The organism is Frankia umida, assembly GCF_023242945.1.
In the GTDB taxonomy this organism is placed as follows: domain Bacteria; phylum Actinomycetota; class Actinomycetes; order Frankiales; family Frankiaceae; genus Frankia; species Frankia umida.
On the sequence record NZ_JALKFT010000001.1, the window covers coordinates 116,106 to 137,999 of the forward strand.

Genomic DNA, 21,894 nt, shown 5'->3' on the forward strand with positions numbered 1-21,894 from the left:
GACGTCACGGTCAGACGGTGGCGACGATCAGATCTTCCACGCTGGACGGGCGTAGTGCGTCCGGACGGCCGGTGAAGTAGCGCTCGGCGAGGTCCGCGGCGGACACGTGCCGCGTGGTGGCGAAGCCGCACCCGCGGGCGAGATCCTGGAACTGCGTCGGCGTGAAGAAGCTGAGAAAGGGTGTGCCGGCGGCCTGCGCCGAGGCCCGCGCCCGGGCGTGCCCGGGCCGCTCCTGCGCTTCGATGAGTTCCTCCGGCAGCATGAACGTGGCGACCAGCGTCGAACCAGCCGCGAGGACAGCACTGTGACGCAGCGTCGCCGCGGTCGCGCTTTTGGTCAGGTACTGGGAGACCCCGGTGGCGGCCACCACGGCGGGCCTGGTCGGATCAAAACCGGCGGACACCAACCGCGGCCACCAGTCACCGTCAGCCTCGAGATCCACCGCCACCAGCCGCAACCACGGCGGGACGCCGAACCCGCCCGCCACCAGCCGTTGACGTTTCCATTCCTGCGGGCCGGGCTGGTCGACCTCGAACACCCGCAGCCCGGCGGCGAGATCCACCCGGCGTTGGGCGAAGGTGTCCAGCCCCGCGCCGAGAACCACATACTGGCCGACCCCGCGCGCGACCTGTTCGGCGAGCAGATCCTCCAGCAGTCGGGCGCGGGCGACCATGGACGCGCGGATGCGCCGGGTCGCCCCCGGGTCCATGTCCGGACGCCCCTGCCAACCGTCGCCGGGCTCGACCAGGGCCAACCCCACCTCGTCGGCCAGCACGTGCGGCGGCGGGTCGAGCTGGACATGCAGGGCCCGCCACAACGCGACCCGCACCGCGGTGCTTTCCGGAGTCAGTACCGGATTATCACCCACGTGATCCGCCCCTGTTCCCTTCAGAAGCCCCGCATCGCGTTTCCACGAATACCGGAAGAATGCCTGAGCCATCTTCTTCCGGAGCCTACCCGGGCCGACGACATGACCGCCCGAACGTGACAGCGAGCGGATCGAGGACAGTCGCAGCGTGTCGCCTTTTAGTGCCGAAAACAATGGTCGGGGCGCGTTTTTCCTCCACGGTCGGAGCGCCCGACCGAATCCCCCGCCCGAGTGGCCCCGACCACCCCGACCACCCACCCGTGGACGCTCGGCATCGCCTGGCCGGCCCGCACCCCCGCGACCCCCGGAGTGCGGTGGCGTCCAATATCCGACGACGGCCCGCGCGGAGAGCTGATCATCGGTAGGCTTCGCGACGCCTCGGACAGGTGGCCAACGGCCACCGCCTCGTCCCGCCCCGGACCAGCCCTACCGTGGCGCCGCCGAGGTCACGTTCGCTGAGGACAGAAGGGTACAAGCGTGCGTAACGCGCGATGTCTGGCAGCGGTCACGGCCTCCTTGCTGGCCCTGGTGCTGCTGGTTGGCTGCGGGCCGAAGTCCTCGTCGTCGGTCACCGGGAGCTCCGCCACATCGACGTCCTCGGACGCCGAGTTCAACGGCGCGTGTCCGACAAACGGAAACACCAAGGCATTCGCCAAGACCCGTTTTGCACTGCATTCTGGCCTTGCGCTCGGAGCCTTCCACCGGTACATCTACAAGCCGCTGAAGAACGGCGGTTTCAAGTCCGGTGCCGACAAGCGCAAGCGCACGTTTGCCAAGGCCGCGATCGCCGGGGTCTTCGTCGTCCATGAGATCAAGGTTGCGAACAGTTTCGCGCTGGCGAATCCAAGTCTGTGTCGAGCGACCCAGTCAGTACGCAACACGTTTTCCACTCTCACCGGCCGCCTGCGCGGTGGGACCGCCACCGAGGCGGACGTCAACAGCGCCGAGCAGGCGTTCACCAGCCTGCAGCAGACCGCCACGCAGAACGGCTTCGGTTTCAACGAGCGCAACGTGACGGTACCCGGCGCCGGATGACCAGGATGACGCCCCGCCAGCGAGGCCCCTGATCGGACTGGCCCCACGGCGGCTCCTGCGCCCGGCGCGCACGAAGCGGGCGCCGGGCGCGGGAGCCGGCCGGACGGGCCCCGACGAATCGCCGCTGGCGCCGTGCCGCCAGCGGCCTCCGCGTCGGCGGGCTCGGTAAGCCGCCCTCAGTAGGCCAGGAAGAGAATCTGGTCGCGGGTGTACTCGTGACCGGGGTGGTTCTCCGCCAGGTGCGTCTGGGTCTTCTCGACGAGCTCGTCCTCGTCCGCACCTTCGATGAACTCGCCACACGGGCAGTTCAGTCGCACCGCCACTGCTGCTCCTTTCCCCGTGGGCCGCATCACCCCGGGCATGGTCGGCCGTGGACGGACCGTCAGCCGTCCCCGTCCATCCAGTGTTGCACGGCGCGACAAGGCGCCGCGCGCCATCGGCCACCAGCCCGATGTGGCTGGGCCGTCCCGGAGCATGTGCCCACGGCCACCGCACCACAGCCGGAAACGCTCAGGGCCAGCGCGCTAGGCACCCGCGTGACGCGGACCGGCCGGGAACCGGCCCCTGGCCCGCCGACGCAGGGCGGACCCCGGCGGCCCCTCCGGGCCACCGGGCAGAAATCGCAGTTCGGCGGTCCAGTCGATCCGGTCGACCTCGGCATCCGCCGGGACCATGGCGAAGCTGCGCCAGAGAAAGGCGACCACCTCACGGGCGGGCAGTTCGAACTCGGCGATCCCCGACGGGCTGGACAACCGCAGGGCCAGCGCCGCCTCGCCAGCGGCCACCGCCGGCCGGACCCGCACGTCCCCAAGACCCACCGGCCGTCGGGTGCCCTCGGCGAGCAGCCGACGCGCGAACCGCCAGACGATCTGATCGACCCCTGGCCCGCCTACCGTGAGGGTCACCGCGATCGGGTCCGCCGCGTCGAAGCCAAGCCCGACGAGCACCCACCTGCGGCGCCCACCCGGGCGCACCACCTGCACGTACAGCGCGCGCTGCAACACCCCGCGCCGACCCAGACGGCGGAACATGCGCCCTCCCCTGACCCTTCTTACCTGCCTGTCACGACCCGCCGACCATCACACCCCGCCGGCCCGCCACACCCCGCCAATCCGCCGCGCCCCGCCGGCCGTTACTGCCAGCCATGTGGATCGACACCACCGGGAATCCGGTCGGCGGGCGCGTAGGGCCTGCGGGTGAACACGAACGACGCGAGCTCGAGGTTCGTCAGCCGACCGGACGCGTCCCGACCGAGGACAAGAGTCTCACCGGCGAAGTAGCCGTCGAGCCCGGTCCAGGTCCCGGCGGCGGGGCCCGGCCGCAGCCGGGAGGCCCGACCGTAGCGACCCTGCGGCGTGAGCACCAACGTGCCGTCACCACGCAACGTCACTATGTAGGGAGCTGGCCCCCAATACCAGACACCGGTGACGTCCAACGTGTCGCCGTCGACCAGCGGGCCGGGCAGCCATTCGGTGGGCAGCGACGGCTGCAGCGCGTCGACCGAGTCGATGAGGTCAAGGGTGAGTTCCCCGACCGCGACTCCGCTCGTCGCGTTCGACAGGGCCACGGCGGCGGTGCCCCCCGGACGGCTCCACGCCGCGGCGACGAACCCCGGCATCGAACCACCATGCCCGACGAACACGGTGCTCGTCCCAGCCAGGCCACGCTGGCCACTCGGGCCGCCCAGACCGTTCGGGCGGCGGATCAGCTGCAGGCCGAGGCCGGCGCCGAGCTGCCACTCGCCGCTGTCTGCCTCGACCGCCGCCGGTTCCCGCATCTCGGCCAACGTGTCCAGCGACAGCACGGCGTCGCTGTGGCCGCCCAGGACCGCCATCCAGCGAACCAGGTCGGTCACCGTCGACCACAGCTGACCGGCCGGCGCCATCACCCCCGCGTCATGCGCCGGCTCGGGCAGCAGAACATCCGCATGCGGATGAACGGCGTACCCCTGCGCGTGGGGGGCCATCGGCGCCCCGGTGGTGCGGGTCAGCCCCAGCGGCGCCAGCAGCTCCCGGTCCAGCGCCTGCGCCCAGCTCATCCCACGCAGGCGGGCGACCAGCTCGCCGAGAACGGCGAAACCGACGTTGGAGTAGTGATGGCGCCGCCCGGGACGGAACCGCCGGGGGTCAGGCCCGACGGCCTCGTCGAGGGTGGCGTGCTCACTGCCGGCCACCCGCTCCCACCAGGGTGGTGGCGTCTCGGCGGTGATCCCGCCCAGATGGGCCAGGAGCTGGGCGATCGTGCTGTCGCCGACCGCTGTGCCCGGCACATGTCGGTCGAGGGGATCCGCCAGTGACAACCGGCCCTCGTCCCGCAGGCGCAGCACGAGCACCGCGGTGAACGTCTTGGTGATCGACCCGATCCGATACTGGGTATCCGGGCCCGGCCGGCCCGCCTCCCCCAGCGTCACCCGTCCGCCCCCGTCGGCGGTGCCCGCGCCAGGCGCCGCCCCGCCACCGATGTCGTCGGCGGGAGCCCTGGCCGGGCCGACCGCGCGACCCCGGCCGGCGGACCAGACGGTCTGGCCATCCCGGGCCACGGCCGCCACCAGCGACGGGGCCCGGGCATCCGCCTGTTCGGATGCCACCCGGTGCAGCAACTGTCGTTGCGTCGCGGCAAGCAGCGGTTCAGGTGCGCTCGACATCGGCATCCCCCACTCGGGCCGGTACGCCCGAACCAGCATCCCGGCCGGCCAACCATCCGACCATCCCTCGACCAGGCACGAGGACCACGCCCTACGACCGAGGCCCAGCGACCGGGATCGGAGACCGGGGCGTGGTGATGGCAGGCGACCACCGCGCGCGGCCGGGTCATAGCGGCACCGGAACCTCACCATCGACCCTGGTCGCGCAGACTGGAGCATAGGCCCGAGGGCGCGCCCGCGGACGCCTGGCATGTCCAGGGGAACCCGCCCACGGCCACCGGCGCCCTCGGATGAGCGACCTCCCGTTTCCCGGGCACCGCGATCCGCACACCTCCGGAAAAAGAGCAGATCTCCAGGAAAACAAGGAATCATACGGACGACCTCGGCACGAAAATTCGCCGGATAATCCGTTTCCACTTTTCGGGCGAACCGGCAGGGACGCATCGAGGATTGCGGTCCGCGGCAGCACGGTCGTTTGGACGGCGACCAACGGGACCAAGGTCCATATTGGTCCCGCCCGGGCCGCCGCATGATGGATGCGGTGGCGCGACCCTGTGCGCCGCCGGGCGGAACAGAGGTGACATGACGGCACTGGCGATTTTCCCGATGGCGGGGCCGGAGCCGAAACCCGGGCCACGGCTTCGCGACCCCCGCCGGCGGGTGCCCCACGCCCGCCGGCACTCCTCGCGTCCACCCGGCCCGAACCGACCGGCACGATTGCCCGCCGTACCCGCACATCCTGGCCTTCGGCCACGACGGCGCGTACGCCACTGTCCGGGCAACTGCGCAGGTCAACGCCTCACACGTTGCCTTTCGTCGCCGGCCGGCCCGGCGCTCCCCCACTGGCTGGCGGCGCGTCCGGCGTAACCGCGGTCGGCGATCCACGCCGGTCTCCCCCCGACCCCGAGGACGGCCCTACTGTGTCTGACTACTGCTGGTGCCTGGCCACCCCGGCCATCGACGACCTGATCCGGGAACACGACGAACTCGTCGAACTGTCCGCTCTGGCCCGCGCGGCCTATCGGTGTGGCGATATCGAGGCGCTGGTCGAGAGCTGCACCGCGATCACGTCTGTTCTCGGACCGCATACCGAGGTCGAGGAACGAGGCCTTTTCCCACCCATGGCTGTCGAGTTCCCCGAGAAGATCGCCATTCTGTGCGGCGAACATCGCCGTATCGAGGCCGTCCTCGCCGGTGCGACCGATGGCACCGCCGGCACCGATCCCGCCTGGCCCGCCCGGGTCATCGAAACGCTGACCCTGCTGCGCCGGCACATCGTCAAGGAACAGGAGGGTCTCTTCCCCGCGGCGCTCTCCGTCCTGTCCAGCGACGACTGGGAACTGCTCGCCGGCATCCGTGACCGCTGCGGCATGCTGACCTCCTGAGCACCTGAGCGCCGCGGCCAGCGACCAGCGACCAGCTGGCCTCTGCCGGTCTGCTCGTCCGTCACGGCGCCCACCCATCGCCCACCTGCGGACTACCTCGTCGGGGTGGGCCTTCGGGGCGGTGGGCCCTGGGCGGTGGGGGTCGACGCAGGATGTGACCAGAGGTGCTCGGGCCCCGGGCCGCGGTCGAACCGGGACACCGGGAGGATGGGGAGACCCCTGCAAGCTGTTTCGGGAAGGCGAGGCCAGACGCGTGAGTCCGCAAGCATCGGTTCCCCTCGTGGACGTCGACGATCAGGTGGTGCTGCTCGACGCCGACCGCCAACCGTGCGGGACGGCGCCACGGCTATCCGTACATGACCATGACACGCCCCTGCATCTGGCCTTTTCCTCGTACATTTTTGACGAGGACGGGCGGTTGCTCGTCACCCGGCGGGCGTTGGAGAAGCGGACGTGGCCGGGCGTGTGGACCAACAGCTGTTGCGGCCATCCTCGACCGGGCGAACGGATCGAGACCGCCGTCGAGCGGCGGATCGCCCAGGAGCTGGGCCTGGTCGTCACGGATCTGCGCTGCGCGCTGCCCGACTTCGCCTACCGGGCGACGGCGGCGGATGGGTTGGTCGAGAACGAGTTCTGCCCCGTCTTCGTGGCGCGGGCCGTGGGCGAGCCGAACCCGGATCCCGGCGAGGTGGTCGAGTGGCGCTGGGTCGAGTGGGATGACTACCGCGTGGCGGCCGAACGAACCCCGTGGGCGCTGAGCCCCTGGTCCGTCGAGCAGATGGCCGCGTTCACCAGGGCCACCCACCCGCTGGCCATCGTTGCCCCGGCCAGCCACTGATTCGCTCCCCCGCCGGGTCCGGTAGTCCGAAGCCGAGCGAGGCCACCGGTGATTACTAGTCACTAATGACTAGAGTCTGGTCGAATCAGCTAGCCACAGCTAGCCATGAATGACTGGCGAGCGCTTACTAAGGGTGACAAGTTCAACGCGTAACGACCCACCCCGGGTGTGGCATTCAATGCGCCGCCCGTGCGCTTCAGGTCACTTGCGGCACACGATGCTCGACCGGATCCGGCGGTAGGCGAAGCGCGGCCCAGCCGCCCGCGGGTCCGTGGCCCCCCGAGTCCGGCGGGGAACTTCCGCGGACATCCAGAGCACCGCGTCCGGACCTCCGGGCACCGCGCCGGAAAGTCCGGCCAGGTTCGCGAACCCGGCCGGATCCGCATTGGCAACATCCCACGGACGTCGAGTAACCGGGTATTTGGTCCCTAATCAGATTTGCGTGTCCGACCGACCTCCCACCGCCGTCGGCAGTTGTCGACGGCGGTGGGGTCGGCGCCCCTGACCGGCCGGATCCGCGGCTCACCAGCCACCGCCGGTGGAGCCGTCCTACCAGCCCACGGTCGCCTCCGACCAGATCGCCGCCAGGCCCCGTCGGCCGATGGCCACTCGCCGGCGCCCGGCCGGCGGGCCGACACGAGTACGCGGCCCATCCCGGCAGGCGTGTTCACGTTATTGGAACGCCGCACACCATCCGTGGTGCGCCGAGCTCCACCACGGGGCATCGTGCTTCGCTCCGGCCGACCCGAAGGTACGGCGGAACACCAGACGCCCGGATATCCTCGCCGCGGGCTACCGACCGAGCCGAAGCGAGCGGGGTGACCGGGAAACCGACTTCTACTAGAATCACCTCAGCCCGATCGAAAACCATGCGCTCCTCTTCCGCTCCGATGCCCGTCCATCCGGGAAGGGCGGCTACCGGCGCCACGTGCAATCTTTTCCGCCGGCCGCCGCGGCACTAACCGTCGGTAACCTCGAAGATCCCGATGGCGGTGGCCGGGGACCATCCGGTGACCAGTCTTCGATTGGTTCGCCAAAGTGCTTGCCGCCCATGCCAGTTCTGAGGGAGGCTCCCGTTGCACGCCGAGGAGCGCTTCGTCCCAGATCATGAGTGCGGCACAAGATGCCAGCCGCGTAACGCCACGGGGGTTCTAGCGGTATGGAACGGTCGACGATGCGGTGTACGGTGCCCGCGGAAGCAGGATCTTTTTCGGGCCTGATTCTGCCGGGCTGATCCTCTTCCGGTAACACCGAAATCCACTGCTGTCGGCTCCGCCGGAGCCGCCGTGGTCGACTTCATTTCCCGGGGAATTTTCGCCGTAGCACCAGGCGGCGCGGAAATCCGCGCGATTTTGGTGTCACGGTCGGTTCGCCATGCCCGGCCACGGTCCTGCCATCGGTCGTGGCCGTGTTCGCGGGCCTGGCCCGGACCGTCCTCGCATCCCGGGCCTTCGCGTGTCCCGGCACGGGTGCGTCCCTGACGTGGTCGCGTCCCTGCCTCGGTCGGCAACCCGGGCTGGGGAACCCGTCCGAGATCGCCTGCGCCCCTCCCCGGGAGCAGACCGCCCGCCGCCTGGCGCCTGTCCTGGGCGGACACCCGTCCCGCTGGCGTGCCAGCGCGCCGGGAAACGAGAGCACGACCCCAACTGACCTGTCCCGCACGAGCTCACAGAGCCCTGCAGCACCACAGAGAGGTGGAGCCCCATGACCGAGCCCGTTTCGACCGACTCCGCGGCGCCTGGCGAGGATTTTCAGCTGAGCCTCAGCACGGCGGCCGCGCGTAATCTCGCGACGACCACCAAGTCCGTTCCGCAGTCGCAGGAGATCACCTCCCGTTGGCTGCTGCGCGTGCTGCCCTGGGTCCAGACCGCAGGCGGTGTCTACCGGGTCAACCGGCGGCTGGCCTACGTGCTGGGCGACGGCATCATCACGTTCACCTCTACCGGCTCCGAGGTCCGGGTGATTCCCGGCGAGCTCGCGGAACTGCCCGCGCTGCGCGGCTACGGCGGGGACGCCCTCGGTGCGCTCGCCGACCGTTTCACCCAGCGGGAGTACGCACCGGGTGACGTCATCGTCGAGGCCGGCACCCCGGCCGACGCGGTGTACCTGATCGCCCACGGCAAGGTCGAGCGGTTCGGCCCGGGCGAGTACGGGGATGACCGTTCCCTCGGTGTCACCGCCGACGGCGGCTTCTTCGGCGAGGAGGTGCTCGTCGAGTCCGACCTGAGCTGGGAGTTCACCGCCCGGGCCCTGACCGCCGCCACCGTGCTGGTGCTCACCCGCGACCAGTTCGCCGAGGTGGCCGACCGGGACGCCGAGCTCGGCGAGCACCTGGCGGAGTACCGCGCCCGTCCGGTGCCCGCGGCCAACAAGCACGGCGAGGCGGAGATCGCGATCGCGTCCGGGCACACCGGCGAGCCGGACATCCCCAGCACCTTCGTCGACTACGAACTCGCACCGCGCGAGTACGAGCTCAGCGTCGCCCAGACCGTGCTGCGGATTCACTCCCGGGTCGCCGACCTGTACAACGAGCCGCAGAACCAGCTCGAGCAGCAGCTGCGGCTCACCATCGAGTCGCTGCGGGAGCGCCAGGAGCACGAGCTCGTCAACAACCGCGACTTCGGTCTGCTGCACAACGCCGACCTGCGCCAGCGCATCCCCACCCGCTCCGGCCCGCCGACCCCGGACGACCTCGACGAACTGCTCAGCCGTCGGCGCAGTACGCACTTCCTGTTCGCGCACCCCCGCACGATCGCCGCCTTCGGCCGGGAGGCCACCGCCCGCGGGATCTACCCGGCCACCGTGCTGCTGCACGACCAGCACGTGCCGGCCTGGCGGGGCGTTCCGATCCTGCCGTTGAGCAAGATTCCGGTCTCCGCCACGGGTGTCAGCTCCATCATCGCGGTGCGTACCGGTGAGGAGAACCAGGGCGTCATCGGCCTGAACTACACCGGTCTCGCCGACGAGTACGAGCCGGGCCTGTCGGTACGTTTCGCTGGCATCAACGACAAGGCGATCATCTCGTATCTCGTGACGACCTACTACTCCGCCGCCGTCCTCGTCCCGGACGCGCTCGGAATCCTCGAAGGTGTCGAAGTCGGGCGCTGATCCCAGCCATCGGTGCCGCCGCCGCAGGAATCTCGATCCCTGCGGCGGCGGCGCCTTCCCGGCATTTCCCAACGGCACAGAAGGGTTTTCCCGGAGAGCCATGCAGCCGTTTACCCTGCCCGAGTTCTATGTGCCCTATCCGGCCCGACTGAGTCCGCATCTGGACATCGCGCGGGATCACAGCCGGGTCTGGGCACGGGCCATGGAAATGATCGACCCGCCCGAGGGCGAGCTCGCGATCTGGACCGAACAGGATCTGGACGCCCACGACTACGCCCTGCTGTGTGCCTACACCCACCCCGATGCCACGGCCGAACGACTGAACCTCATCACCGACTGGTATGTGTGGGTGTTCTTCTTCGACGACCACTTCCTCGAACTGTTCAAGCGCACTCACGACATGTCCGGCGCCCGCGCCTACCTCGACCGACTGCCGGCGTTCATGCCGGTCGACGGCCCGATCACCGAGGAACCGACGAACCCGGTCGAACGCGGCCTCGCCGACCTGTGGACGCGCACCGTGCCGGACCGCTCCCCCGCCTGGCGGGCCCGGTTCGTCGACAGCACCCGTGCGTTGCTCGACGAGTCGCTGTGGGAACTCGCCAACATCAACGCGGACCGCCTGTCGAACCCGATCGAGTACATCGAGATGCGCCGCAAGGTCGGCGGGGCACCCTGGTCGGCGAACCTCGTCGAGCACGCGGCCGACGCCGAGGTCCCGGCCGCCGTGGCGGCGTCCCGACCCTTGCAGGTCCTGCGGGACACCTTCGCCGACGCCGTCCATCTGCGTAACGACCTGTTCTCCTACGAACGGGAGGTGACCGAGGAGGGCGAGCTTTCCAACGGCGTGCTCGTCGTCGAACGTTTCCTCGACCTCGAGACGCAGGAGGCCGCCGACGCCGTCAACGATCTGCTCACCTCACGGCTGCACCAGTTCGAGCACACCGCCCTCACCGAGGTCCCGGCCGTGCTCGACGAGTCCGGCATCGACGCCGCGGGTCGGCTCGCGACCTTCGCGTACGTCAAGGGCCTGCAGGACTGGCAGTCCGGCGGCCACGAATGGCACCTGCGGTCAAGCCGCTACATGAACCAGGACGCCAACCCGGACCTGCTCGCGAACGGCCTGCCCCAGACCCCACCCGGCCTGCCCGGGCTGCCCAGCCTGGGCACCTCGGCGGCGCAGATCATCCCGTCCCTGCTCGCGACGACGCCGCAGCGGCTGCGTCGGCACGCGAACGTCCCGTTCCGGGTGGTCGGCCCGACCCGGTTGCCGACGTTCTCGATGCCGTTCGGGACGGGGCAGAGCCCGCACCTGGACGCCTCCCGACGGGAGATCGTGCGCTGGGCGGCCGCGATCGGCATGCTCGATCCGATCCCCGGCATCTGGGACGAACACAAGCTGATCGCCTTCGACTTCGCGCTGTGTTCGGCCGGCATCCACCCGGACGCCTCCGCCGCCGAGCTGGATCTCACCACCGGCTGGCTGACCTGGGGCACCTACGGGGACGACCTCTACCCGGTGATCTTCGGGCGGACCGGGGACCTGGCCGGCGCGAAGCTGTACAACGAGCGGCTGCGGGCGTTCATGCCACTGGACGGTCCGCCCACCGACATCCCGATGGACGCACTGGAACGCGGCCTCGCCGACCTGTGGGCGCGCACCGCCGGCCCGATGGAACCAGGCGAGCGGGCGACGTTCCGCCGAGCGGTCGAAGTGATGATCGACAGCTGGCTGTGGGAGCTCGCGAACCAGGCCAACAACCGCATCCCCGACCCGGTCGACTACATCGAGATGCGCCGGGCGACCTTCGGGTCGGATCTGACGATGGCGCTGTGCCGGATCGCCCAGGGCCCGGCGATACCGCCCGAGGTCTTCCAGGCGCGACCGATGCGCTCCCTGGAAAACGCCGCCGCCGACTACGCCTGCCTGCTCAACGACGTCTTCTCGTACCAGAAAGAGATCCAGTTCGAGGGCGAGATCCACAACTGTGTGCTGGTCATCGAGAACTTTCTCGACTGCTCACGGGAACGCGCCGTCCAGATCGTCGCCGACCTGATGAACGCCCGGATCGCACAGTTCCAGCACATCGTCGCCGAGGAACTGCCCACGTTGTACGACCAGCTGGAGCTCGACGAGGACGCCCGGGAAGCGCTGCGCGGCTATGTGCTCGAACTGCAGCACTGGCTGGCCGGAATTCTGCGCTGGCACCAGGGGACCCACCGATATGAGGAGGCCGAGCTGCGCTACCACCCGGCCGTGGGGCGTCGTCCCTTCGGTACCCCGACCGGGATCGGCACTGCGACCACGGACGTCCGCGGCCTCGTCACCCGTTAGCCCGCACCCCTCGGAACTCCTGGAACCGCCCGTTCGTGGTAGCTACCCCGCGCGTGCACACCCGAGCCAGAACGGAATTGTCCGGGTACAAACGAATGCGTCGGGTGGCGGCACAGCCGCGCCCGGGCACGCCGATGATTCCTTCCTCGTGGCCGAGTGGTTTCGCGCGTCGCCCGGTGCCCGGCACGGTGGCATTCGTGGCAGCTGCCGTGCGAGGGGAGCATCCGAGGGGGACATGACATGTCCTGGAAGTCCTTGCAGGCGGACGATCCGTCCCAAGTAGGCCCATACCGTCTCGTCGGACGCATCGGCACCGGTGGGATGGGCATCGTGTACCTCGGGGTGGACGCCGCCGGCGTCCGCGCCGCGGTCAAGGTGATGCGGGAGGAGTACGCGACCGACGACAGCTCGCGCCACCGCTTCCACCGGGAGGCGGCCGCGGTCGCACGCGTCGACAGTCCCTGCGTCGCCCGGCTGCTGGCCGCCGACGTGGACGGCGACGTGCCGTGGCTGGCCACCGAGTACGTCGAGGGACCGACGCTGTTCGCCTCGGTCACCACGGATGGTCCGCTCTCCGGTGACGCCCTGTGGCGCCTCGCTGGTGGGCTCGCCGAGGCGCTCAGTGCCATCCACGCCGCCGGGGTCGTGCACCGCGATCTCAAACCGGGCAACGTGATGCTGGCCGAGGAGGGTCCGAAGCTCATCGACTTCGGGATCGTCGCCGGCCCGCCCGGCACGATGACCGGCTCCGGCGTCGTGCTGGGCAGCATCGGCTATCTCGCCCCCGAACTGCTGACCACCACACGCCGGGCCCGGCCGGCCGCGGACGTGTTCTCGTGGGGCCTGACGGTCGCCTTCGCGGCCACCGGCCGGCCGCCGTTCGGGACCGGCCCGCTCGACACCCTGCTCTACCGCACCGTCTACAGCGAACCGGAACTCGGCGGCCTACCCGGACCGCTGCGCGGCGTGGTCGCGGCGACGCTGCGCAAGAAGCCCGAGCGCCGGCCGGACTCCCGGCGGCTGCGCACCCAGGTCGCCGCCGCCGCGGCCGCCGCCGGAAGCGGCGTCCTCCTCCCGTCGATGGGCGCCCCCGCCCTGGGAACCCCGGAGCAGGGGGTGGACAGCAGCGCCGTCATCCCCCGTCTGGACGAGACCACCAGCCTCGACACCGCCGCGACCGCGGACCCGGGGGGCCGCGAGGCCGCCACCGTGGCCAGACGCGGCCGGCATGCCAGGAACCGAGCCGAGGCGGACCAGCTGGCCGCGCGCCGCCTGCGCCGCGGCGCGCTCGTCCCCAGCATGGCCGCGACCGCGGTCGCGGCGGCCGTGACCGCCCTGATCGTGTTCGGCACCTCCGGCCTCCAGGCGCCGGTCTCCACCCCCGACAACGGCACGGGCCCAACCGGGTCCACCGAACCACGGCCCGCCGCGCTGGCGCCGCCCCTGCTGGGCTGGCCGGGTATCGCCGGGGACGGTTCCGGCCCCACCGCACCGTTCGGTGCCGGCGCCGGCTCGTCCGGTTCCGGCGGCGGCTCGGGTTCCAGGGGCGGCTCGGGTTCCAGGGGCGGCTCGGGTTCCAGCGACGGCTCGGGCCCCGGCTCGTCCGGTTCCGGTTCCGGCGGCGGTTCGGGTTCCGGCTCTGACTCCGGCTCGACCGGTGGCCTGGCGGTCCGCTCCACCACCCAGGGCCTACCGGCCCGCGCGGGTACCAACCCCGGTCTGACCGGCGGCCCCACCGACTGGAGCCGCATCCTCGGTCTCACCTCGGGCGCGGACGCGGCGGGTGCCGGTCGCTCCGAATGGCCCACCTCGGCCGCCGGCTGGATCGCGCTCGGCGGCGACCTCGCCCGGGCGTTCGGCGGCGCCACCGGGGACGACCCGGGCGACACCACCGACACGGCCACCGTTGACCTCCGGGCGGTCCGACTGGCCAGCGCCACGAGCGGCTCCACCAGCTCCGGCGCCGCCCAGCCCACCGGCTCGGACGAGGTGGCCGGCGGGGTGGCCGCGGGTGGTACGGCGGGCTCCCCGACCCGCTCCGGCACCGGGAGCTCATCCGGTGGTGGCACAGGCGCGACCACCAGCGCCTCCCCGGCGCAGATCGTGGCCGCCCGCGCGCTGCTCACCCGGATCATGGCCGCCCGCACCGCCGCGGGACACACCGCGACCGGGCATCCGGTCACCACCCGGTCCGGCACCGGCACCGGACAGTCGGTCGCCGAGAGCATCGCGACCGATCCGTTCTGCCTGGGATGGGCGGGCATCACCCTGCAACAGCTGTGGTCGATCATCACCGCGGCGCTGTCGAGCCTCGCCGCCAGCGGCGAGGCGACCATCGACATCAATGTCGATCCTGATATCGCGGCGCTGCTGGCCGATATCGGTATCACCGTGGACGTGGATGTTCCCGGACCGCTGACCGTCCATTCCGTCCGGCTTCCCGGTTCCACCAGCACCACCGACTGACCGGGCGGCCCCACGGCGGACCGTCGTGGTCGGCTGGCCGTCGGTGGGAACCGGCGGTCAGTCGACCGGGAGCATCCCGCCGCTCTGGCGTTCCCAGAGCGCCTGGTAACGCCCAGCCGCCGCGAGCAGTTCCGTGTGCGTCCCCTGTTCGACGATCTCGCCGTCGGCAAGAACGATGATGCGGTCCATGTTGCGCAGGGTGGAAAGCCGGTGGGCGACCGCTATCACGGTCTTGCCGGCCCAGAGCTGTTCAAGGGCATGTTGAACGAGCACCTCGCTTTCGCTGTCCAGCGCGCTGGTCGCCTCGTCCAGAATCAGAATCGGCTTGTCGTCGAGGAAGGCCCGGGCGATCGCGATTCGCTGCCGCTGACCGGTGGAAAGCCGGATACCACGCTCGCCCACCAGGGTGTCGTACCCCTGCGGGGCGCGGGTGATGAAACCATGCGCGTGGGCCCGGGTCGCAGCCGTCTGGACCTCCTGCTCGGGTACCGCGACGGATGCCCCGTATGTGATGTTGTCGCGGATGGACCGGTGGAACAACGCGGTGTCCTGCGGCACATAGGAGATCGCCGCGGCGAGCCGGTCGTTCGACACCGGACACCCACTGACAAGCACCGTGCCGGCCGGCAGCGGATAGTAGCCGAGCAGCAGTTTCACCAGGGTCGTCTTTCCGCTCCCGCTACGGCCGACCACCCCGATCTTCTCACCGGCCGCGATCGCCAGGGTGATGTCGGACAGCACCGACCGGGTCGGACTGTCCGGATAGGCGAACGCCAGACCGCGCAGTTCCACCTGCCCGCTGACCACCGCCGACGAACCGGCGTCGACCTGGAGGCCGGACGCGGGCGACTCCGGACCGACCGCGATCGCCGCCTGGACCGGATCGGCGCCGAACAGGTAGTGGTAGGCCTCCTCGAGCCGAGCCAGCCGCAGGTTGAGCTGCGCGATCTCCCACACCATCATCCAGATGAAGTCCGAGAACATCACCAGCACGGACAGGAACGTCGCGAACTCCGCCAGGCTGAGCTGCCCGCTGCGGTAGAGGTACAGGTTGAGCAGGATCGACAGCGGCCACACCAGGTAGCGCACGATCACCGCCATCGAGGCCCAGAACACGATGTCCCACAGCGACGATCGGCGGGCCGCGTCGATGACCCGCCGGCGCCGCCGCCGGACCTCGGCGTACTCGGCCCGCTCCTGGTGAAACGACTTCACGCTGACGAAGTTCGCGATGATGTCGATCACATGGCCGTCGAGCTCGGAGGTCTCGTCGGCGAGCTTCTTCTCGGCACGAAACGCGCGCCGAGCCGTGCGCCGGCCGACCACCAGCATCAGCAGCACCGCGCCCAGGAAGGTCAGGCCGGACCAGACGTTGACGGCGAACATGATGAAAACCGTCGCGGGAATACGGACTACCAGTTCGACGTAGGTGAAGCACGCGGCGTCAAGGGTGTCACGGAACTCGCGGCCTATCGTGGCCACGAAACTACTGATCTTTCCGGTGAACTTCCCGACGAAGTAGGGGTAGGGCTGCCCGATGACCCGACCGAAAAGAACGTCCTCGCACTCGTAGCCGCGGTGCACGAGCAGCCGCCGGTACAGCACCTCACCGCCGCGCCAGAAGAGATCGTGTATCAGGTTGGCGCCGATGAGCAGCAGCGCGTACCAGTACACGACACCGGCCGAGACGCCCTCACGGGCCACGGCCTGGACGAGCCGGCCGACGAGGACCGGCAGAACGGAGATCGCCAGACTCGACGCCACGAAACTCGCCATGACCGCGAGCAGCGCACCCCGGAAAGTAGCCACAAAACCCAGCAGGAACCGCAGGCCGGCATGCGGGCCGAGCGCGCCGCCATCCACCTGGGAATCGGCTCGCGAAACGGCGCCCCGCGGCTGCTGCCGGGGAATCTCCTCCCCCGTCGGACGCATACGAGCATGGTGGCAGGCAACACCATGGACCGCATCTGGTTTTTCGCCGGCTTCCATGCCGCTGCGGATGCCTGCCCGCGAGGGTGCTGCCACTGTGCCGGTGACCACGGCGGCCGTGATGACGATCCGGGTGATGGGCGGCCCAGCCGAGACGGACAGGTGGCCGCGTCCGGGTCAACGCCGGAGGCGTACATCGACGTGACAGGCGTTACCACCATGAGGCGACAGCCGGTGTCCGTCCCATCAATCACCCAACAGCGTCGCCGTGCGTCGCGAAGGGCGCGCGGGACGACGCCGGGAAACGATATCTTCTGTCGTTCCCCGCGGTGTCCGGGATCTTTTGACTGGTTCGCCAGCGCCGGTCGCCGCGCCCACCCGACAGCCGTACCCGTATGACAGCCGTACTCGCGTGACAGCCGTACCCGCAAGACATCCGCACCGGTCGCAGCGCACGAAGCCGCCGGACCTCCCGCAGGAAGGGGCGCGGCATGCCTCGTCGCCGCCGGATCTGCCTGATCCTCGCCGTGCTGGCGACGGCTGCCGCCTGCTCCGGGAGCGCCAGCCAGCGCGCGTCCGGGGCCGACCCCGGCACCTTCGCCCGGGAGATCGCGCGTCCGGCGGCGCCACCCGACGCCGCCCGGCTGCCGATCCTCTTCGTACCGGGAAACCTCGGCTCCGGCGACCAGTTCGGGGTCCAGGCGCAGCGTTTCACCAGCAACGGGTACCCAGCGGACCGGATCGCGGCCTTCGACTACGACGCGTCGGACCCGGAGCCACCCGCGGAGCGGATCTTCACCGGGCTCGACACCGAGATCGCCCGGTTGCTCACCCTGAGCGGCCGCAAGGCCGTCGACCTGGTGGGCCAGGCCGAGGGCGCCGACCTCGCCGTGCGCTATCTGGCCAGCACGCCCGCGCGGGCCGCCCGGGTCGCGCACCTGGTCAGCGTGGCCGGACCGCAGCCCGCCGGGCCGCCCCGCGGGGTGCGCACGCTGGCGGTGTGGGGCATCGGCGACCCGACCCGGCGGATCGCCGGCGCCCAGAACGCGCGCTTTCCCACCGACGACCGCGGCGAACTGCTCGCCTCCACCGGCACCTTCAAGCAGATGTACCAGTTCCTCACCGGCGAGCAGCCCTTCACCACCGAGGTGACCGACCAGGCCGGGCCGATCGAACTCGGCGGTCGGGTCGTGCTGTATCCGGCGAACGCCGGTGGCGGCCCGGCCCGCCTCGAGCTCTACCGGGTCGACCCGCGGACCGGCCGCCGGCTCGCCTCAGGTCTGCGGAGCTTCGTCAACCTGCCGCCGGACGGCACCTTCGGCCCGCTGCGGGCGGACGGCACCGCCAGCTACGAGTTCGCCGTCATCCACCCCGGTGAACCAGTGCAGCACTTCTACTACCAGCCGTTTCGGCGCAGTGACCGACTGATTCGCCTGCTCACGAGCAAACCCGCCGAGGAGATCGGCGGTGGGATGACGGCCAGTCCCCGCCAGACCAACCTCGTGGTCAGCCGGGGCCAGGAGTGGCAGGGCGACCAGAGCCGCACCAGCGACCAGCTCACCGTCGACGGCCACGGTGTGCTGAACCCGGCGAACACGCCCCGGTCGAAACTCACCCTGCGCGTGTTCCTGTTCGACCAGGGCGCCGACGGTGTCACCGATCTCGCCGCGCCCCTGCCGTTCTACTTCGCGGTCGGTTTCGTCACCGGTGCGGATCTGTTCATCCCGGCGGGCGACCGGTCGGTGGCGGTGACGATGACCCCGCGTGGTGTCGCGGCGGGCCGCACCACCGTGCAGGTGCCCGCCTGGCCCTCGAGCACCGACCGGATCAGCGTCCGGTTCCGCGACGACACCTTCTGAGCCCTTTTCCGCCCCCGCCGATCCGGGCGGACTCCCCGGATCGGCGGCGGCAGGATGGTGGCCCTGCTTGGGCAGGGCAGGGCCACCAGTCAGCGGCCGCTCGGGCGACGGGTCAGGCCCGAACGGACAGGTGCGGCGCCGGCCTTGCTGGCCGCCACAGCCGGCTGCGGTCTCCCTCCCTCCCAATCGGGCGACCGCGGCCAGCCGTGGCGGCCTGGCGCCGGCCCCGCCCGGCGGAGGTCGCGGCTCGACGCGGGGCGGGGCCGGCCTGCGTCCAGAGTCGTCCGATCGGCGGCGGCCGGAAACGTCAGTCAGGCATGCTCTTCTCATATGGCCCCGCCGGGACACCACCGCCGGCCATCCGGTGGGTGCTCCGGCCACCTCTGCTGGGGGAACCGGCATGACCCAGGGAGATGTCACCCTCCCAGGCGTCACCCACGCGGCAAGGTCGGACAACGCGGGATCACCCAAAGGCGGTGTGCGGGTGGCATAGCGTCGTTATCCTGATGTGTCAGTCGGGGCCACGCATCGGGCGATGTGCCCGCCCGCAGGCGAGGGGTGTGCGGCCACCCGGAGGGCCGGCTGATGTCCTACGAGTCCGGCCCCTACCGCGTCTCCGCGGACCTGCTGGCTCGCGCCGACTTCCAGGCCGCCTGCGCGGCCCGGGACTTTCGCACCGCCTTCCGGCTGATGAAGAAGTACGACGGCGCGAGCCAGAACCGGATCGCCTCACCGGTCGAGGGCCTCAGCCAGAGCCGGGTCAGCCGGATCATGCAGGGCGAGGACCATATCGCGCGGCTGTCGCTGATCGAACGCGTCTCCGACGCGCTGCGGATTCCCGGGGCCTTCTTCCAGCTGGCCGCCCGCCCCTGGGAGACCGGCGCCAGCGTGCGGCCCGTCGCCGGTGCGCCGCCGGCCCGCCAGTCCGATCCACTTCGCTCCGGCGGGCCAGGTGGGTCGGGCGGTCCGGGTGGTCTGGGCGCAGCGGGCGGCCTGGGTGGTGCGGGTGGTGCGGGGCAGGGCCCGAGCGGCGGGCTGCTCGTCGAGCAGGACACCGCCCGACTGCGTTACGACGACGGCGTCTACCTCGCCCATCAGCGGCGCCGGATCACCAATATCGGCGACGAGCCCGTGACCCGCTACCTCATGCGCATCTCCGTCGATCGCTTTCCCGGCGACCAGGAACGGGCCGCACGTCTCTACCGCAGCGATCCGCTGCGGTGGGAGGAACTGCGGCTGCGCGCCCACTGCGGGCAGGAGGAGATGGCCTGGCAGGTCAAAACCGACTGGGATGCCCTCAAAGAGGTCTGGCTGTTGTTCGAGAACAGCAGTGGACGGTTTCCGCTCTATCCGGGCGAATCAGCCTGGATCGAGTACTCCTACCAGGTCGGTGAGCAGAAGTGGGGCCCGTGGTTCCAACGGGCCGTCCGGGTACCGACGAGCAGCCTGTCGGTCGTCCTGGACTTCCCCGCTCAGGTCGACCCGGTGGTCTGGGGAATGGAGACCTCGATGACCGCGGACGCGTTCGCGTTCCGGACCGCGATCGCCCGGGTGGACGAAGGCGACCGGCGGATCTTCACCTGGTCGACCAGCAATCCGCCACTGCACGCCCGGTATCGGCTGGAATGGAACTTCCGGGCTGTCTCCGACGGTCGGAATCCGGATACCGGCGAGCAGCGTGAGACCGTCGGTCCACGGCCCAGTGAACAGATGACGGCGGCGGGCATCGTCCAGGCCGATGATCCGGCGCTGGCGCAGCCGGCCCGTTCCTTTGATCTGCCGGCCGAGGCCGAGGACGCCCGGCGCGTGGTCGCCGAGCTGTCCTCGGCGATGGAGCGGGTCTCCGCCCTGCACACCTTCGGTAAGGGCATGGGGATCGCCGCACCACAGATCGGCATCAACCGGGCCGCCGCGATCGTGCGCTCCGCCGACGCGGACATCCTCACCCTGCTCAATCCGCGGGTCATCGAGTCCTCGCCGCAGACCGACGAGCAGTACGAGGGCTGCCTGAGCTTCTTCGACGTCCGCGGGCTCGTCCCCCGGCCCCTGGAGCTGCACGTGGAGCACACCGACATCTCCGGACGCCGGCGCATCACCGTCTACCGGCAGGGCCTCGCCCGCCTGGTCGGCCACGAGATCGACCATCTGGTCGGCCGGCTCTACACCGAACGGATGCGGCCCGGCAGCGCCCCGATCCCCGTGGAGCAGTACCGCGGCACCGGCTCGGCCTGGACCTACACCCCCTGATCCGCCACTACGCGTGACCGTCAGGCCGGTCGGGTCGGCCGGCGGCCACCCGAGCGGACACCGGCTGTGGCCGCACGCCCAAGTCCGAAAAAAGCGATACCGCCCACTATGGCGGACGTACCCGTAAACAACGTACAGTTCATGAAGCCCCACCCGATACGGAAATTATTCCGGGCACACGAGCGTCTTCGTGAATGGGCGAACCCGAATGCCACCAGGGTGTCACGGAAAGCAGTTCACGGCACGCAGGGAGACCGGACACCGAGCAGACCGTGTTATTCTTTCGCCAGCGTGGCGGAACAAATTCAAAATCGGTGTTCCAATGCCCTGGCAGAGCCGACTAGGATCGAGCGCAGGCGCCCGCGCGATAATCGGCGGAAAAGATCGAAGCGATAATCCGGAAGGTATTGTGGCCATCTTCACGGACCCTTGATTTACCCCGGTCACGCCCAGCTATGTTCGTAGCCATGTCGTCGAGTGACGGCAGACGCCGGGTGGCACGCCGAATCCTGCCCCCGCCCGGTAGGAACCAAACCTGTGGCAGGGACGGGGGAACCACTTCCGGGCGTCGAAGGCAGACGTCCTTGGGGTGAAGCCGCCACTGGTGGCCGGGCATTCCCAGCCCGAACCCGACAGCTCACCTCGCAGGCGTGGGGAAGGACAATCTATGTCCAACGCTCGTACGCTCGGTCGGGGCCTCAACCGGATCAAGCTTGGCACTCGTGCCGCCGTTCTCGCCGCCACCCTTACCGCCTCCGTGGGCGGTGGGCTGGCGCTCTCCCAGCCGGCCAGCGCCGCCCCGAACGCGGACCATTTCCTGCGCGCCGTCATTCCCTGCGAGTCCGGTGGCAATCCCCACGTGGTCAACTCCATCGGCGCGGGCGGCCTGTTCCAGTTCCTGCCCAGCACCTGGCACGGTCTCGGTGGCCGGGGCCTGCCGCAGCACGCCAGTGTCGGCGAGCAGTGGCAGATGGCCCGCAAGCTCTACGCGCAGGCCGGCACCAGCCCGTGGTACGCCTCGAAGCCCTGCTGGGGTCACCGGATCTGAGGCCCCGACACCGCGCCGACATCCGCTCTCGGCCGGTTCTGATCCGCACATGATCGATCGGATCGTGCTCGACAGATCGTGAGCCGACCGGCGCGAGGCGACGCGACCCAGCGCGCGGCACATCAGGCCCCG

General features: G+C 70.3%; 14 protein-coding genes and 1 riboswitch. Of the genes, 9 read left to right on the plus strand and 5 right to left on the minus strand.

The features are described 5' to 3' along the window. Window positions 1-10: 10 nt before the first annotated feature. Window positions 11-868, minus strand: a complete 858-nt coding sequence (locus tag MXD59_RS00440) for a class I SAM-dependent methyltransferase (protein WP_248822966.1) — start codon at window positions 866-868, stop codon at window positions 11-13. Window positions 869-1,345: 477 nt separating this feature from the next. Here MXD59_RS00440 and MXD59_RS00445 point away from each other — a divergent pair, with 477 nt between their 5' ends. Beyond that, entirely contained in the window at window positions 1,346-1,903 is a 558-nt protein-coding gene (locus MXD59_RS00445) for a hypothetical protein (RefSeq protein ID WP_248822967.1), read from the plus strand. 176 nt (window positions 1,904-2,079) lie between these two features. Here MXD59_RS00445 and MXD59_RS00450 read toward each other — a convergent pair whose 3' ends face one another. The 3 genes from MXD59_RS00450 to MXD59_RS00460 form a co-directional block, all read right to left on the minus strand. Continuing rightward, complete coding sequence (locus tag MXD59_RS00450) at window positions 2,080-2,226, minus strand: DUF1059 domain-containing protein (protein WP_163549684.1); 147 nt, start codon at window positions 2,224-2,226, stop codon at window positions 2,080-2,082. Between the two features lie 201 nt (window positions 2,227-2,427). Then, entirely contained in the window at window positions 2,428-2,934 is a 507-nt protein-coding gene (locus MXD59_RS00455; RefSeq protein ID WP_248822968.1) for an SsgA family sporulation/cell division regulator, read from the minus strand. Between the two features lie 101 nt (window positions 2,935-3,035). Next, entirely contained in the window at window positions 3,036-4,547 is a 1,512-nt protein-coding gene (locus tag MXD59_RS00460; protein WP_248822969.1) for a serine hydrolase domain-containing protein, read from the minus strand. 920 nt (window positions 4,548-5,467) lie between these two features. On the opposite strand from MXD59_RS00460, the gene MXD59_RS00465 reads away from it, so the two are divergent. The 5 genes from MXD59_RS00465 (at window position 5,468) to MXD59_RS00485 (ending at window position 14,679) form a co-directional block, all read left to right on the plus strand. Then, on the plus strand, window positions 5,468-5,932 hold the full coding sequence (locus MXD59_RS00465; RefSeq protein WP_248811488.1) for a hemerythrin domain-containing protein: 465 nt from the start codon (window positions 5,468-5,470) through the stop codon (window positions 5,930-5,932). Window positions 5,933-6,185: 253 nt separating this feature from the next. After that, the gene (gene idi / locus MXD59_RS00470; protein ID WP_248822970.1) at window positions 6,186-6,770 is read left to right on the plus strand and encodes an isopentenyl-diphosphate Delta-isomerase; all 585 of its coding nucleotides are present in this window, start codon (window positions 6,186-6,188) and stop codon (window positions 6,768-6,770) included. A gap of 1,704 nt (window positions 6,771-8,474) precedes the next feature. Further along, entirely contained in the window at window positions 8,475-9,878 is a 1,404-nt protein-coding gene (locus tag MXD59_RS00475) for a family 2B encapsulin nanocompartment shell protein (protein ID WP_248822971.1), read from the plus strand. Window positions 9,879-9,978: 100 nt separating this feature from the next. Continuing rightward, window positions 9,979-12,213 (plus strand): family 2 encapsulin nanocompartment cargo protein terpene cyclase, encoded by a 2,235-nt coding sequence (locus MXD59_RS00480; RefSeq protein ID WP_248822972.1) that lies wholly within the window; start codon window positions 9,979-9,981, stop codon window positions 12,211-12,213. Between the two features lie 240 nt (window positions 12,214-12,453). Further along, a complete protein-coding gene (locus MXD59_RS00485; RefSeq protein WP_248822973.1) occupies window positions 12,454-14,679 on the plus strand; it encodes a serine/threonine-protein kinase in 2,226 nt (741 codons plus the stop codon). A gap of 57 nt (window positions 14,680-14,736) precedes the next feature. On the opposite strand, the gene MXD59_RS00490 is transcribed toward MXD59_RS00485, so the two are convergent. Further along, on the minus strand, window positions 14,737-16,542 hold the full coding sequence (locus MXD59_RS00490; protein ID WP_248822974.1) for an ABC transporter ATP-binding protein: 1,806 nt from the start codon (window positions 16,540-16,542) through the stop codon (window positions 14,737-14,739). A 557-nt stretch (window positions 16,543-17,099) separates the two neighbouring features. On the opposite strand from MXD59_RS00490, the gene MXD59_RS00495 reads away from it, so the two are divergent. The 3 genes from MXD59_RS00495 to MXD59_RS00505 all read left to right on the plus strand — a co-directional run bounded on the left by MXD59_RS00495 (window position 17,100) and on the right by MXD59_RS00505 (window position 21,762). After that, window positions 17,100-18,467 (plus strand): lipase, encoded by a 1,368-nt coding sequence (locus tag MXD59_RS00495; RefSeq protein WP_248822975.1) that lies wholly within the window; start codon window positions 17,100-17,102, stop codon window positions 18,465-18,467. A gap of 585 nt (window positions 18,468-19,052) precedes the next feature. Then, window positions 19,053-20,714: a peptide deformylase gene (locus MXD59_RS00500; protein ID WP_248822976.1), complete on the plus strand. Its 1,662-nt coding sequence runs from the start codon at window positions 19,053-19,055 to the stop codon at window positions 20,712-20,714. A gap of 517 nt (window positions 20,715-21,231) precedes the next feature. Next, a riboswitch (cyclic di-AMP (ydaO/yuaA leader) is annotated at window positions 21,232-21,379 on the plus strand. 2 nt (window positions 21,380-21,381) lie between these two features. Further along, window positions 21,382-21,762: a transglycosylase family protein gene (locus MXD59_RS00505; RefSeq protein ID WP_248811496.1), complete on the plus strand. Its 381-nt coding sequence runs from the start codon at window positions 21,382-21,384 to the stop codon at window positions 21,760-21,762. The last annotated feature ends 132 nt before the right edge of the window (window positions 21,763-21,894 follow it).

Excerpts from the sequence above, each read along its gene's own strand:
- MXD59_RS00495 (WP_248822975.1), top strand. The coding sequence starts at position 17,100 with ATGCCTCGTCGCCGCCGGATCTGCCTGATCCTCGCCGTGCTGGCGACG.
- MXD59_RS00455 (WP_248822968.1), bottom strand. The coding sequence starts at position 2,934 with ATGTTCCGCCGTCTGGGTCGGCGCGGGGTGTTGCAGCGCGCGCTGTAC.
- MXD59_RS00485 (WP_248822973.1), top strand. The coding sequence starts at position 12,454 with ATGTCCTGGAAGTCCTTGCAGGCGGACGATCCGTCCCAAGTAGGCCCA.
- MXD59_RS00480 (WP_248822972.1), top strand. The coding sequence starts at position 9,979 with ATGCAGCCGTTTACCCTGCCCGAGTTCTATGTGCCCTATCCGGCCCGA.
- MXD59_RS00475 (WP_248822971.1), top strand. The coding sequence starts at position 8,475 with ATGACCGAGCCCGTTTCGACCGACTCCGCGGCGCCTGGCGAGGATTTT.
- MXD59_RS00505 (WP_248811496.1), top strand. The coding sequence starts at position 21,382 with ATGTCCAACGCTCGTACGCTCGGTCGGGGCCTCAACCGGATCAAGCTT.
- MXD59_RS00460 (WP_248822969.1), bottom strand. The coding sequence starts at position 4,547 with ATGTCGAGCGCACCTGAACCGCTGCTTGCCGCGACGCAACGACAGTTG.
- MXD59_RS00500 (WP_248822976.1), top strand. The coding sequence starts at position 19,053 with ATGTCCTACGAGTCCGGCCCCTACCGCGTCTCCGCGGACCTGCTGGCT.